At 67.1% G+C, this 14273-nt stretch carries 14 protein-coding genes and 1 pseudogene; 10 read left to right on the top strand and 5 right to left on the bottom strand.

Annotated elements, in window-relative coordinates; translation table 11 throughout:
• Nucleotides 1–550: 550 nt before the first annotated feature.
• Nucleotides 551–1648 (bottom strand): HigA family addiction module antitoxin, encoded by a 1098-nt coding sequence (locus D2L64_RS25845; protein WP_119579808.1) that lies wholly within the window; start codon nt 1646–1648, stop codon nt 551–553.
• Nucleotides 1645–1959, bottom strand: a complete 315-nt coding sequence (locus tag D2L64_RS25840; protein ID WP_119579807.1) for a hypothetical protein — start codon at nt 1957–1959, stop codon at nt 1645–1647. The genes D2L64_RS25845 and D2L64_RS25840 overlap by 4 nt, the downstream gene beginning before the upstream one ends.
• Before the next feature lie 162 nt (nt 1960–2121).
• On the opposite strand from D2L64_RS25840, the gene D2L64_RS25835 reads away from it, so the two are divergent.
• The 5 genes from D2L64_RS25835 (at nt 2122) to D2L64_RS25815 (ending at nt 7425) form a co-directional block, all read left to right on the top strand.
• On the top strand, nt 2122–3072 hold the full coding sequence (locus tag D2L64_RS25835; protein ID WP_119579806.1) for a CBASS cGAMP-activated phospholipase: 951 nt from the start codon (nt 2122–2124) through the stop codon (nt 3070–3072).
• Nucleotides 3073–3075: 3 nt separating this feature from the next.
• Nucleotides 3076–4248 (top strand): nucleotidyltransferase domain-containing protein, encoded by a 1173-nt coding sequence (locus D2L64_RS25830; protein WP_199714783.1) that lies wholly within the window; start codon nt 3076–3078, stop codon nt 4246–4248.
• Nucleotides 4220–4666 (top strand): hypothetical protein, encoded by a 447-nt coding sequence (locus D2L64_RS25825; RefSeq protein ID WP_119579805.1) that lies wholly within the window; start codon nt 4220–4222, stop codon nt 4664–4666. Before D2L64_RS25830 ends, D2L64_RS25825 begins: the two co-directional genes overlap by 29 nt.
• A gap of 393 nt (nt 4667–5059) precedes the next feature.
• Nucleotides 5060–5878 (top strand): DUF4365 domain-containing protein, encoded by an 819-nt coding sequence (locus D2L64_RS25820; protein WP_147376316.1) that lies wholly within the window; start codon nt 5060–5062, stop codon nt 5876–5878.
• Entirely contained in the window at nt 5866–7425 is a 1560-nt protein-coding gene (locus tag D2L64_RS25815) for a tetratricopeptide repeat protein (protein ID WP_119579803.1), read from the top strand. The genes D2L64_RS25820 and D2L64_RS25815 overlap by 13 nt, the downstream gene beginning before the upstream one ends.
• Nucleotides 7426–9105: 1680 nt before the next feature.
• Here D2L64_RS25815 and D2L64_RS25810 read toward each other — a convergent pair.
• Nucleotides 9106–9918 (bottom strand): hypothetical protein, encoded by an 813-nt coding sequence (locus D2L64_RS25810; protein WP_233559149.1) that lies wholly within the window; start codon nt 9916–9918, stop codon nt 9106–9108.
• Between the two features lie 283 nt (nt 9919–10201).
• Here D2L64_RS25810 and D2L64_RS25805 point away from each other — a divergent pair, with 283 nt between their 5' ends.
• Together D2L64_RS25805 and D2L64_RS25800 are read left to right on the top strand one after the other, a co-directional pair.
• Nucleotides 10202–10462: a FitA-like ribbon-helix-helix domain-containing protein gene (locus D2L64_RS25805; RefSeq protein ID WP_233559151.1), complete on the top strand. Its 261-nt coding sequence runs from the start codon at nt 10202–10204 to the stop codon at nt 10460–10462.
• Entirely contained in the window at nt 10462–10887 is a 426-nt protein-coding gene (locus tag D2L64_RS25800; protein ID WP_119579816.1) for a type II toxin-antitoxin system VapC family toxin, read from the top strand. The genes D2L64_RS25805 and D2L64_RS25800 overlap by 1 nt, the downstream gene beginning before the upstream one ends.
• A gap of 48 nt (nt 10888–10935) precedes the next feature.
• Here the strand turns inward: D2L64_RS25800 and D2L64_RS25795 are convergent, their stop codons facing one another.
• The gene (locus D2L64_RS25795; protein ID WP_119579800.1) at nt 10936–11190 is read right to left on the bottom strand and encodes a hypothetical protein; all 255 of its coding nucleotides are present in this window, start codon (nt 11188–11190) and stop codon (nt 10936–10938) included.
• 269 nt (nt 11191–11459) lie between these two features.
• Complete coding sequence (locus D2L64_RS25790) at nt 11460–11792, bottom strand: hypothetical protein (protein ID WP_199714781.1); 333 nt, start codon at nt 11790–11792, stop codon at nt 11460–11462.
• 76 nt (nt 11793–11868) lie between these two features.
• On the opposite strand from D2L64_RS25790, the gene D2L64_RS25785 reads away from it, so the two are divergent.
• From D2L64_RS25785 to D2L64_RS27180, 3 genes and pseudogenes are all read left to right on the top strand, one after another.
• Nucleotides 11869–12918, top strand: a complete 1050-nt coding sequence (locus tag D2L64_RS25785; RefSeq protein WP_119579799.1) for a phytanoyl-CoA dioxygenase family protein — start codon at nt 11869–11871, stop codon at nt 12916–12918.
• Between the two features lie 186 nt (nt 12919–13104).
• Nucleotides 13105–13740 carry a class I SAM-dependent methyltransferase family protein gene (locus tag D2L64_RS25780; RefSeq protein WP_119579815.1) on the top strand — a complete coding sequence of 212 codons (636 nt, stop codon included), beginning with the start codon at nt 13105–13107 and terminating at the stop codon, nt 13738–13740.
• Between the two features lie 101 nt (nt 13741–13841).
• Nucleotides 13842–14273 (top strand): annotated as a pseudogene (locus D2L64_RS27180) (ISL3 family transposase); the annotation flags it as partial.

Genomic DNA, 14273 nt, shown 5'->3' with positions numbered 1-14273 from the left:
CACCATCGGACGCGCCGTACTCGACCGCCTCATGCCCACCCGCCGACTCCGCATCAGCCCTCGCGCTGTGAAACGACCGCTATCGAGATACGCGTACAAAAGCCTCCGCGTCGACCGACGCACCTACCAAGCAACCCTCGAAATCAGCATCTTGACGCCCGCAGACGGCCCGTAACTTCACGGCCTTGATCTAAAGCTGTCGGCGCTGGGCGCGATCAGGCCGGATTCGTAGGCCATACCATCAGCTGGACAGGGTCACGGCAGTGCAGAGCCGGCAGCGCCAGCCTCACCGAGGTGGTGGCCGACGGACTCGCGGACGTCAGCACGGACAGCGGCATCGTCCCACTTCACCCGGGTGAAGAAGTCCCTGCCGCCGTGGCGGCAGAGTCGCGAGTACCAGGGCTTGGACCTGTTCGAAGCCCCGCAGGGCGCGTTCGATAGACGTCCGGTCGGCACCGGCGGCGGCGAAGTCCGGGTCGGTGGATGCCATCTACGGCCGGCGGTTCGGGGAGAATATTGGGGTGAGTCGAGGAAGAGCCGATGGAGCGGACTACTCGTCGGTGAACGCGAGCCGGGTGCGGAGGCGGTTGAAGTGGCTGTACGGGATGGTCTTGTCGTGCTGGAGGCGGCCGACGACGATGCCGGGATGGACACCGGCTTCCTTCGCTAGAGCGACGGCCTGCGCTTGGGAACGGACAGTGGCCAGGCGGCTGTCGAACGGTCGAGGTAGCAGGACCCGGCCGGCGAAGTCGTCTGCTTCGAGTTCCATGGCGTTGTCGGTGTCGGGGCGGTCGATGCCGTCAACGATGGTGAACCTTCTGCGGTCGTGCAGAAGGACGTGTGCTGCCTCGTGGAAGAACGTGAACCAGAAGATGTCCGCCCAGCGGTGCCGGACGCTGAGCTGGATGAGTGGTCGTTCGCTGGGAAGCCAGCGGACGGCGCCGTTGATGCGGGCGCCGACGATCTCGCGTTCGACGACGAGTGCGACGCCCGCGCCAGCGCACAGGGATTCGAGTTGCGCCAGCCAGATCTGGGGGTCCTCGATGTTGGTGAGGGCGCGTATGCGGGGGAGGTGGTCACGGAACCGGCTGCGGTCGAATGGTGGTAGGTCGGCTCGGTCGGCCCGGATCTCGCCGATGCGCAGCCACGCGGCGAGCGCGCCGTAGTCGACGTCGAAGGCGCGGGACTGCCGATAGGCGGTCGGTACCGCCCAGACCTGGTGCCACGCGTCCGGTGAGGCGACCTTGAAGAAGGCAAGGACCTCGCGCAGCCGTTCGACCGGCGACGTGTCGCTGCGGACGAAGCCTCTGCGGATGAGTTCCGCGACCGGGAGCTGGTTCAGCCAGTCGACGTGCGCCTGCAGCCGGGTGGTTTCCTCCAGCCGGGTCTGCGCCACCTGGTAGGCCGCCTCCAGCCCGGTCCACACCTGCGCCGCCACGCCGGTGACCAGTTCAAGCCTCACAGCCGTCTCGGCGCTCAGCGTCGCCGTGCCGAGCACGATCTGGTTGATGTGCTTGGTGGACAACCCCGTCCGCCGCGCCAGGTCGGCCTGGCTCATGCCGCGTTCGGTGAGGACCTCGACCAGCGTCTCGCCGGGCGGGACCGCGTAGTCGGGCCGGAACCGCCGGGTGTTACCGGTGTTTGTCATCGGCGAGTCCTTCCCGCTGGTTGATCGCTTACGGAGAGCACACGCACGGTGCCAGCGCCGTCGGACGTCCGGTCGTCGAGGGCGAACCGGATGACCGCCACGTTGCCAACGTTGATCATCCACGTGTCGTCCGTCGCATCGCGGCGCAGGCCGCCCGGAAGTGCGAGCAGCGCCTCGACGGTCGGAGCGGCCTCGATCTGCAAGAGCCTGCGGCCGACCGCCATCCCGCCCGCCGCCCCCCAGCGCGCCGTCAGCTTGGCTGCCCGGCTACACAACTCGGCGGTCTCGTTGTCGCCGAACCAGATGTCCATTACCCCGGACTCTAGCGTTTCATGCACGGGTCACCTCTACGCAACTGTTTCGTAGACCTATCCGGTGCATGAAACGGTCTGGCCGTGAAGTATCGTGAGACAAGGTCGACAACAGGCTCGGCCCGAGACGGAGGCACACAGGTGGTGGAGCGGGTACGACCAGTGAGCGGCGATCGGTTCCAGATCCTGTCACTGGACGGGGGCGGGCTGCGGGGGATGTTCTCGGCCGCGGTCCTGGCGGGTCTCGAGGAAGACCTCGACATCCGCATCGTCGACCACTTCGACCTGATCGCCGGAACGTCGACCGGCGGGATCATCGCGCTGGGCCTGGGGTTGGGCCTCACCCCGCGGGAGATCCTGCAGTTCTACACCGACCACGGCTCGCGGATCTTCCGCGACCGCAGCCGGCTGCGCGGCGTGCGGCACCTGCTGCGCGCCAAGTACGCCGCCGAGCCGCTGCGCACCGCGCTGACCGAAGTCCTCGGCGAGCGCACCTTCGGGCAGAGCACCAAGCGGCTGCTGATCACCTCGTACAACATCGGCGCGGACGACGTCTACCTGTTCCGCACCCCGCACCTGCCGACGCTGAAGCGGGACTGGCGTGAGCGTGCGGTCGACGTCGCCATGGCCACCGCCGCCGCGCCGACCTACCTGCCCGGCATGCCGCTGGGCGGCGCCCGGCTCGTCGACGGCGGTATCTGGGCGAACAACCCGGCGATGGTCGCGCTGACCGAAGCGGTCGGCCCGCTCGGCGTGTCGCTGGAGCAGATCCGAGTGTTCAGCCTCGGCACCACGACTGACCGGCGGCACCGCAGCCGCCGCCTCGACCGGGGCGGCCTGTTCCCCTGGGCGCGCGACGCGGTCGAAGTCCTCATGCGCGCCCAGAGCGAGAGCGCCGCCAAGCAGGTCCGCCACTTCCTGGGCAAGGACAACGTCCTGCGGCTCAACCCGACCGTGCCGACCGGCGCGCTCGCCCTGGACAAGGTCGACGCCGACGCCCTGATCGGCCTCGCTGGGCACCACAGCCGCGACGCATCACCGGCCTTCACCCGCTGCTTCGCCGACCACACCGCGCCGGCGTACGTCCCGCACTACCCGGCCCGGGAGGACTGACCCATGCACACCGTGGAACAGATGGACACCATGGAGGAGATGCTGTCGATGCTGCTCGACGGCGCCGTCGAAACCCTCGACATCTCCCCGCACCTGTACCAGCTCGCCGTCGACAAGTACGAGGAGGTCGGCACCTGGCTGGCCGAGCACGGCACCCCGGACTGGCGCATCTACCCGCAGGGCTCGTTCCGGCTCGGTACCGTCGTGCGGCCGAACACCCCGGCGGGGGAGTACGACATCGACCTAGTGTGCTGGCTGCCGATCGCCAAGGAGTCCACCACCCAGGCCGAACTTAAAGAGCGCGTCGGGCGCATGCTGCACGCCTTCGTGCGGTTCAAGCACCACCAAGGCCACGGTGACGGCCCCGCCAGCTGCGTGTCCACCCGCCGCTGCTGGACCCTGAGCTACCCCGACGACGGATTCCACCTCGACGTCCTGCCCACCATCCCGGACGCCGACCTGCCGCCCACCGGCATCCTGCTCACCGACAAGCAACTGCGGCTGTGGCAGCACTCCAACCCGATCGGCTACGCCACCTGGTTCCAGCAGCAGTCGCAGCTCGATCGCCGCCTCGTCGAGGCGAAGCGGCACGCGAACGTCGCCGACGTGCCCGACTGGCAGGTGCGCAGCACCCTGCAGCGGGCCGTGCAGATCCTTAAGTGGCACGCCATGCTGTACTTCGCCGACGACACCGACCACCGGCCCCCGTCGGTCCTCATCACCACCCTCGCCGCCCGCGCCTACCTCGGCGAGTCCGACCTCTTCAGCGCCACCCGCGCCGTGATGGACCGGATGAACGCGTACGTCGAGAACCGCCACGGCCAGTTCTGGGTGCCCAACCCGGCGCACGAGGACGAGAACTTCGCCGACAAGTGGAACGAGTATCCGGAGCGGCGCAAAGCCTTCCTCCGCTGGCACAACGACCTCGCTCTTCTGCTCGACGAGCTCGTGCATCTGCAGCACAAGGGACTCCCGGCCCTCGCCGCCCGGATGTCGGAAAGCTTCACCGCCGACGCCGTGCAACGCTCCTTCCAGCGGCTCGCCGAGCGCCGGACCATCCAGGTGAAGACCGGCAAGTTGCACATGGCCACCGGCGGCCTGCTCACCACGACCGCGTCCGGACCGCGCGTCCCACGACACACATTCCATGGTCAGCATCCCCACCCGCGCGGTTAACCTCACCAGGCAGCTCGTCGCGATCACCACCGTGCTGCCTGACGCCGAAGGCGCCGTCCGCGGCGGCGAGCTCACCTGTACCGTCCGGCTTCAGCCGTCGCCGGCCAGCCGGACCTACACCGTGCGTCTGACGTACCGGCACGGACTCCGTCCCAAGGTCACCGTCATCGACCCGCCTGTGCTCGAGTTGCACTCAGACGCGGAGGCGCTCCCGCACGTCTACCCCGGCGACGAGCTGTGCCTGTACTACCCGGGCGAGTGGAAACACCACATGCTCCTGGCGACCACGATCCTGCCCTGGACCACCGAATGGCTCCTGCACTACGAGCTGTGGCTCATCATCGGGTATTGGGCGGGCGGCGGCGACACTCACGCGACCGGAGGGGCAGTGCACTACCGACCGAACCGTGGCGCCTGACCACCGACGTGTGGGCTCTGGCTCACTTTTGGTGGTGACATTCCGTAGCGACCTCGCAGATGCACGCGCGGACCGATGACGCTGATGTCGCGGGGTTTTCGCCGGAAGCGCGCGACCCCGACTCGCTGCCCTGTTTGCCCTGGTTGCACCAATTTAAACAGCGCAGCCACCCAGCCGTTGAGATCGCTACTCTCTGCTACCACCGAAAGTGAGCCAGAGCCGAAATCGATGCAGTCCCGCCTTAGATCCACACTCCCCCATTGTCCTGCGGCGACGTGCTGGCGATCAGCTGTCGGGTAGCCGACATTTGCGCTCGGCCGCCGGAGTCGTCGTACCCGCGAGGCATACTCGCCCGGAGTCAGGTTTCGCGTCGAGCCGTGAGGATGACGGGTCGTGTCTCGAGGCAAGAAGGTCAGCCGGCAAACCCTTATCGGTGAGGCTGGCGTGGCGCTGATCCATACCCGGGTGACCGCGATGGGCTTCCTCTTCGAACCACACCGGCTCGATCATGGAATTGACGGCCGCATCGAGCTCATCGATCCCGTTACTCAAGAGGCTCTCAACCTGACGCTGCTGGTGCAGAGCAAGGCCAGCACGCTGCCGTTCCCGGGCGAGACCGACACGTCCTTCCGCTACACCTGCCGCGAACGCGACCTCCACTACTGGCTGGGCGGCAACGCCACGGTCATCCTGGTCCTATCGCACCCAGACGACAACGAGGCCTGGTGGGTCGACATCCAGGCCGCCTTCGCGGATCCGGCGCGACGGGCTTCCCGTACCGTCACGATCGACAAGCGCCGGCAGGTGTTCGATGCCTCCGCTGCCCCCGAGCTCCTGCGGCGCGCGACGAAACCCTGCTATTCGTCCGGAATGGACGAGGGCCCTGGCCGCCTGATATCCGAGGCGGGGAGCCCGTTCGCCCTCGAGGTTCACGAGGCGATCACCCCGTTCGGCGACACCACCGACCTCCCCGAGCTGCCACCGTACGTTCCTCGCCAGCACGACGGTGATCTCGAGAAGATTGTGCAGAAGGCGGCCGCTGGCACCAGCGGAACGCACTGCTGCTCGGCAACTCCTCGACGGGAAAGACCCGCTCGGCCTGGGAACAGGTCCACCGCCTGCCGAGCCATTGGCGCCTGTGGCACCCGGCGTCGCCAGACGAACTGGTCGAGCGGTTGCCGTCGGTCGGGGCGCATACCGTGCTGTGGCTGAACGAGTTGCCTCGCTATCTGTACACCGACGACGTTCGCCGGGATGAAACGATCGCGGCCGGGTTGTCGGAAGCACTCCGCAGCGCCGATTGCACCCCCGTACTGATCCTGGGGACGCTCTGGCACGAGTACCGGTTGCGCCTGGCCCCGGCCGAGGTCGAGATCGGCAGCGAGACCCGGCCGAACGCGCGGATCCTCGTCACGGGCAACCTGATTCCCGTCCCGGAGACCTTCGGTGACGTCGAGTCGGGCCGACTCGCCGAGGCCGCGGTCACCGACGCCCGCCTCGCCGAGGCCCTGGCCCGGGCCGAGGAAGGGCACATCACCCAGTACCTCGCCGGCGGCCCCGCGCAGATCCAGCGGTATCGAACGGCCGACCCGGTGGCCCGAGCCGTGTTGCACGCCGCGATGGACGCCCGCCGTCTCGGCTGGGGCGAAGTCTTACCAAGTGGCTTCTTGGCCGCCGCGGCCCAGTCCTACCTGACCGACCTGCAACGTGCCACCCTGCCGATCGACTGGTTCGACCGTGCCCTTACGGACTATCTACTTCCGCTGTGTCAGGGCGCCCGGGGACCGTTGTCGCGGGCCGGCGACGACTTCCGGCTCGCCGACTACTTGGAGCAGCACGGCAAGCGCACCCGCCAGAGCAGCCGCCCACCGGACGGTTTTTGGGCGGCCGCGCTGCGCGACGACGTCACCGGCGGGGATGCGGCGGCCATGGCCAGGGCGGCGTACCGGCGCGATCGGCGGGAGATCGCCCACCGGTTGGCGTTGGAGGCGGCGGTCCGCGGTGATCGAGCCGGATTGGCCACCTTCGCAGCGATGGTGGAAGAGGACGAGGGCCGCGACGAGGCATCGCCGTACCTCGAACTCGCGGCGGAGAACGGAGATACTCGGTCGCAGCTGGTTCTCGGTCACCGATGCGAGGACTCGGGCGATTACGACGCTGCCGAAGCCTGGTATTCCCTGGCCGATGACGGCACCAACCCGCACGCCCTCGTCGGCTTGGCATCATTGCACGCACGCCAAGGGCGGTATGAGGTCGCCGACGAGCTCTACCAGACCGCCCTGGCCAACGGCGGGGCGCGAGAGGTGGAATACCAGGCCCGCGACCTCGCCGAACGCGACGAACACGACGACGCTCTCCGGCTCGCTGAGGAGTCGTTCCGGCACGGCAACCGGGAGGCGCTCACCGGCCTGGCGTGGCGGTACACCGGCCCCGACCTGCCACGCGCCTTCGCCGTGATGCGGCGCGCGATGGCACTCGGCTTCGACGATGCGATCACCGAGATGGTCATTCTCGCCACGACGGCCAACGACCCCGCGCTCGTCACGAGGTACTGCGACCTCGCGATCGAGTCGGGCCATCCCAATGCCCAGCGTGTGGCCGGGCATGTCCTCGCGCGTTCCGGTGACGAGCGCCGAGGCGCGGCTCTGCTCTGGCGTGCCTTCAATGGAGGCCTGCACTGGTCCCTGTTCGAGCTGGCAGTGAGCTCCGCGAGCGGCAGGGTCGCGTCCGTGCCGCGCGCCGACTCTACCGGCGGCTGACCAGCGTCGGGCAAGTCTTCGCACTGGTCCGGCTGGCCGCCTCGTACGAGCAGGCGGGCGACCAGGCCACCGCCGAACATCTGGCCGCAAAGTACGCACGGCTGGAACACCTGGGACCAAAGGACAGCGGATGGCATTGGGTCGCCGAGGCGCGATACCAACGCGGCGACCATGCCGGCGCGAAGAGACTGCTGGAACGGCTCGCGTCCGCCGGCGACACCCACGCTCTGGTCACGATGGCCGAATGGGCCATCAAGACCGGCGATCGGCCGGAGGCCGAGGCAGCGGTGAATCGAGCCATCGACAGCGGGGCGCCCGGAGCGAAGAAGCTCCTGCTGCAACCGAGGCAGTCGTCAGAATAAGCCGAGCTGACCGGGTATCTGCTCCTCCCGGCTAACCGTCGAGGGCACCTGTGGCACGGGCCAGTCCGCTTCCTCAATTTCTTCGAGCTAGGCCAGCATCGGCCGGTATCGGTAGCAAACGGCTGCGCGAGCACTTGGACCGCTTGAAGTTCTACGGCGAAACGGCTACGGCCTGAAGTTTGATCAGGATCGCGCCCGCAATGTATTGGACGACCTCCGAACCGGCGGCATGTCCGACGTCGATGTCACCGTGAGCGCGTTCGCAGCGTTGCACGTTTCGGTACGGGCAGAAGATCCGCGAACTGGCGAAGAGGCAGATGCTCCGACTCGCGTGGCAGACAGGGGCTGCACGGGGTCGTCCTGCTGCCCTTACCTAGCCCAACTGTGGTGCCAAGACCTTGTCGTCAACGTCGCGACCGGTTTGGCGCAGTGACCCCGACGAGGCCTGTCCGGCGCTGTCGCAATGAGCGATCGGGTGCTGTGATGCCGACGGGCCGGGTGATCAGGCACCAGAGCAGCGAGATCGCCGAGAGAGATCTCGTGATGTTTTCGGGCTTCATGCCGCGGCTCGCCGCAATACACCACCACATCGAGGCAAGACCATCGGGCGATGTGGTCCGGCGGAGGTTGTGAGGGCCCGTGGGTGCTCGGTGGGTGCTCGGACGTCGGGGTACTGGCACGGATTCATTGGAACTGGGGTGGATTTAGACGCCATCCATGACATCGGTAAGTGTCGCTTGAATCCCGTACCTGCGAGGACCCGTTCGGACTGAGTGGGACGCGGTTGGACTGGGCTGGACAACTTGTCGATTCATCGATGGACTGGACTACGGATCAGAAGGTTAGGGGTTCGAGTCCCTTCGGGCGCACAAGATCGACAAGGCCCTGACCTGCCGTAACGGTGGTCAGGGCCTTGTCTGTTTCTGTCCATGAGGGACGGGTGGCTGCTCGGTGGCTGCTCGTGCGACGAGCATCCCCTGCGTGTCGATCTGTCCGCGGGTGTCCGGGCGGGTCCGCGCGAGCTTGACGATGCCGAGCTTTCACTCTTCCTCAATCAATCCACGATAATTGATCGAGTGCGTGGAGAAGCGGGTTCGAGAGAACGTGATTCCGGCCCCGGCAAATTCGCTGTCACGAACCCCGGCCGGCTGTTTCTCTGGGCGTAGTGGCGTGCTGGGCTGGCGAGCCGGTGCACACGAACGGGAACATCGGCGAAGCCGTCATGCACGGCATCTTCATCGAGGTGAAGGGGCCTGCCCTGCGTGGTACCCACCCCGGCGCCTCTCGGGCAGAGGCCGGGGCGCGCACCTGACCGTGCTCAGATGTCGACGTTCGGGGCTGGTTTCTCAGTGAACTCCCACCGGTCGCCGTGACCCGAGGCGATCGCGATCGCCTCGATCACCCGCCGGGCCGCCGCCGGATCATCGACGAAGCTGACGACAGCGTCGAGGCCGACCGGCGGCCCACCGGCGAGGCTCGCGGCCACGGCGATCATCTGCCGGTCACGGTCCGGCACGTCGGCATCCGCGGCGAAGCCGGCCAATACCGCCCAATCGCGGACCTGCCCCGTCTCCACGGTGCCATCCGCGCCCCACACCAGACTGATCCGCTCCACGAAGTCAGCGAAGCCCGGCTGGTCCGGGACTGCGGTGAAGGTCAGCAGATGCACGGCGGCCCGCCGGCCGAGCGAGGCGCCGGTGGCGATGTCGGTGGCCAGGAGGCCCCGAATCGCGTCACCGGTCAACTCGGCGGGGAAGTCCAGCCGGGGACTGCGATGCAGCGGCGGCGCCGTATCGGGGTCGGCCAGCAACCCTGCCACCCGCAGGCACTCCACACACGGCGGCAACGCGGCAATGTCGACGCACGTGTCAGTGCGATACAGGTCGTACGGAAATTCGATCGCCGACTGATCATCGCCCCGGACCGGACGCTCCGGAGCCGAACACAGCGTGTAACCCGTCATCCCGTCGTCCCCGCCGCCCAGAGGGTGGAGGTCCACGGACAGGTGCCGGAACGTGCCGTCCGTACACGGTTCAGGTGTCATCGGGTCCTCCTCACCACCGGGTGCTTCCCGGCCGCCCGTGACAGCGAAGTCTATCCATGCCCTGCAACGGTTCCCGACCCACGCCATCCGGCCGCGGCCCGGGCGGCGCCAGCCGCAAGATCGGGTGCACGCTCATGCCGCAAATGGGGCGCGAGGTGGAGAGTTGCTTGGCTGCGCCTTGGCGCATGCCGCCGTCGGCCCGCCGCACGCGGGCAGCGGAAGGCGCCAGGGTTGATAATCCTCGTTCCGAGGAGCCCGGAACCCTGGTGCCGATCTTGACGCTGTCAGCCATGCACCGGATGTATGTCGTTCTGGCGGAGCTGCGGTGACCCACCCGCTACGGGTGCTAGCATTGCTCTCATTGGCTCAGGTGACGGGAGAAGCGATGGCGGCCCTCAGCATCAGAGATCTCGACGACGCGGTACGGGAAAAGCTGCGCCTCCGCGCTGCGCAGCACGGCCGATCCATGGAAGCCGAGATCCGGCACATCCTCACCGCGGCCGTCGCCGAGGATGTGCCGGCAACCGATCTGTTCAGCGCACTCACTGATCGATTCGCCCGACTCGGCGGCGTCGAACTGGATCTACCGGCCCGTTCCACGCCACCCCGTGCGGCGAGCCTGCCCGAGTGATGATCGTTCTCGACACCAACGTCGTCTCCGAACTCATGCGGGCCGAGCCCGCGCCAGCGGTCGTCGCGTGGCTCCAGCAGAGTTCGAGCGCCGGATTGTTCACCACAGCCGTCACCGTCGCCGAGATCCGCTACGGCATCGCTCGGCTGCCGGAGGGGCAGCGCCGGGAATCACTGCACCAAGCCGCCAACGAGATCTTCGCCGCCTTTCCTCGCCAGGTACTGCCCTTCGACCTGGCCGCAGCCGGCGCCTACGCCGACGTAGTCGCTGGCAGGGAAAGGCTCGGCCACCCGATCGACGGCTTCGACGCCCAGATTGCCGCCATCTGTCGTACCCAAACTGCCGCCCTCGCCACCCGAAACACCAAGGACTTCACCGACACAGGGGTCGAGGTTATCGATCCTTGGCAGGACACGATCACCTGAGACGGTCACCCTGCCCGCCTCCGCGGAAGCGCCGTGACGCGCGGCGCTTCACACCACATGACGGGTGGCCCACTGCTGCAGGGTGGGCAGCGCCCAGCGCAGGTGTGTGCTGATGGTGCTGTCGGCGCGGGGTTTGCGTCGGGGTGGGCTGGTCGAGCCGTGGCGCATCTCTTGAAGCCACTCGGTCGGCTCGTCGCGCATGAGAGCGGGCAGGCTGGCGGTGCTGATCGTGAACCAGGCGAGGATGGCAGGTTGCCGATCGTCGTCGAGCAGGCCCGCGTCGTCGAGGACGTCGGCGACCACGGCGGCGGAGCAGTCGAGGAGTCGAACGGGGCGGGGGCGTGCTGACGGATCACGTCGATCAGCGATGATGACATGCGCGGGTGTGGTCCTTCTCGGTGTCATGTTGTCTCAGCAACTACATGATCACCGACGGACCGCACCCGTCCTACGCCACCCTCCAATCAGGCCAGCGACACCGCAAACCCCCAGGTCAGAAACACCCTCAGCCGACTACGCAAAGCCCTTGGCCTATCTTGCTGCCACCAACAACGGCGCTTCTACTCCAAGCCTCACAAGTCAGACACCGTCACGACTTTGCCGGGGCCCTGGTCGATCCGTCGTTCGGTTCCGTCACCGGTGATGGCGAAAACGCCGTTCGGCACATCGTCGAGAGTTGCTACCCGTGACGTGGCGGTCAGCAAGCTGGCCTCGGTCTCTCCGCCGATGTAGAAGACATACACGTCGCCGAGTTCCTCGCCGTCATCGTGCACCTCGGCCGCGCCTTCGTCTTCCAGGTCGACCAGGAAGTCCTCGACCTGGTCGATCCAGGGAAACGCGTCGGCACCCGAGTCAAGACCCGGAGTGGGTACCAACGGAACGTGGATCTCGACGACACAGGTCATACCGACATGATCACTCAGGCATACGGCAGAGGCCAAGCAACTCGAAGCAGGGCTACCAGCGTGCGCAGTCGGCGGCATGAGCGTGCACCCGATCTTGCGGCCAGCCATCCCGATCGCGGCAATCAGGGCGGTGTCGTCGACCGCAGGGCCGTTCGCGTGTGAATATCGGTTGCCCTGCGAATCATGGATCGGTGACGCTGGCGTGATGGGCTTCGACAATGTGGTGGCCGCCTGGCAGCGGGACGGTTTCGTAATTCTTCCCGGATTCGTCCCCGTTGACGAGTTGAAACCGGCGGTTGCTGAGCTGAGTCAGATGTTCCCTACGGCCGATGGGTTCCACGCCGGCAGCGACCCGCGTCGAGACAGGTTCATCGGGGATGAGTTCGCCGGCATTGATACGTTTCCGTTCGCAAGTACCGAGCTGAGCCTGCTGGCGGTGAACGACCGGGTCTTGGCGCTCGCCGAGGCCCTGCTGGATGAGCGCGACATCCACATCTACGGGGCAGAGGCATGGGCCAAGTACACCGGCGCATGCGACTACGACCAGGACATGCACCGGGACTACCTCAACCACACGATCCTGGTCCCCAGTGCGGCGCCAGGTTGTCGACAGGTCGAGATGTTTCTCTTCCTGAACGACGTCCCCGAGGAACTCGGGCCGCCGCATCTGGTCTCTCGCAGGCACACCGCTCACCTCCCAGCCATACCGAACTGGTTCCTCAGACCGGGACGAGGGAGCGGCTCCCGTTTCGACGACGACAGCCACAGTCCGAACCTGTACCAGATGGAAGTGTCGGGGGCCGGACCGGCGGGCACTGTCATCGCCTTCGAACCCGGAACCTTCCACCGCGGCACCCAGCTGACCGCGCCCGGCGGCGCGCGGTACAGCATGCAGTTGTGTTTCCGTCCATCCCAGCTTCAATGGGGCCAACGAGTTGCCTGGGCCGACCGGAGCTTCTCCGACGAATGGGGTGAATTCGTCGGCCGGGCCACTCCTCGCCAGCTACAGACCTTCGGGTTCCCGCCGGCAGGGCACCCGTACTGGACACCGGAAACACTGGCAGGCATGGCGTTGCGCTATCCGAACCTCGATCTCACACCCTGGCACCTTGCAAAGCAGCACTGAGACCGAAGGAACGTCACGGACATGACCGGGGACACTCGGTCGGCGCTGAGCGTTATTAGGGGTGCCCAGTTCGAGAGCGCGGCAGCGTCGGGCACTCGGTATGGTGAGCCACCCCGGCAAGGCCTTCCCCATGCTCGGCATGTCCGCGCCCGCCGCTGCGCAGTGACACTGGCAGACTCGGCGCTCATGAACGACGGCAAGGACTGGTACGCCTGGCGCAGCCCTTACACCGATCCCGGCTCGCCCCTGGCGCGCCGGCTGAGGCTGGTCCAGCAGCACATCGCCGCGTGGCTCGATGAGCGACCTGGGGAACCGGTGTCTGTGGTCAGCATGTGCGCCGGCCAAGGTCACGACATTCTGGCCGTGCTGGCGTCGCGTCCGGACGCCAGGCGAGTCAGCGCCACGCTGATCGAGTACGAACCGCGCAACGTCGCTGAGGCCCGGACCCGCGCAATCGCCGAGGGCCTCGACACGGTGACCGTCACGCAGGCCGACGCCGGTGACCTCGCCTCATACCGGCAGGCGATACCCGCCGACCTGGTCATCATGGCGGGCGTCCTGGGCAACATCAGCGACGCCGACGCCCACACCACCATTCACGCGCTGCCGCAGCTCTGCGCTGCCGACGCCACGGTCATCTGGACCAGGACACGACGAGCACCCGACCTGACACCGGCTGTCCGAAGATGGCTGGCCGACGCAGGGTTCTCCGAACAAGCGTTCACCGCTCCCGACGACGTGCTGTACTCCGTCGGCGTTCACCGCTTCACCGGCGCCCCACAGCCGCTGGAGAACGGCAAGATATTCCAGTTCATCGCATGACGGCTGTCGGGGTACGGCCTGGAGTGCAGAGCTAGGTACGGCTGATCTGGCTCTGTCGCTGATCTTGTGACGGTGGTGAGGCGAGCGCCAAGATCCTCGCGGTGCAGTCCACATTGCTCAAGGTCCTCCCGCATTTGTCTGGCGTCGTCATCGAGGAGATCGAGCGATCGGCCGCGATGATCGTGCTGAGGGCGCGGCCGAGGACACGTGGAAGTCGTTGTCCGCACTGCAGCATGACCTCGGTGCGTACCCACGGCACGTATCGGCGTCGGCTTACCGACGCTGCGCTCGGTGGCTGCGCTGTGGTGATCGATCTGTTGGTCCGGCGCTTCAAGTGCGTGTCTCAGGTGTGTCCTGCGCTGACGTTCGTGGAACAGGTACCAGGTCTGACCCATCCGCACGGACGGCGGACGCCGGTGTTGCAGCAGCAGCTGGTGCAGATGGCGGTCGCCCTCGCGGCCCGGCCGGCGGCTCGGCTCGCGCGACGGCTGGGGCTGCCCGTGGCCAAGGACACCCTGCTGCGACTGGTCCGT

The sequence above is a fragment of the Micromonospora radicis genome, assembly GCF_003583405.1.
Lineage (GTDB): Bacteria > Actinomycetota > Actinomycetes > Mycobacteriales > Micromonosporaceae > Micromonospora > Micromonospora radicis.
The sequence above is the reverse complement of the archived record's forward strand: the minus strand, read 5'-3'. Positions and strand labels throughout refer to the sequence as shown.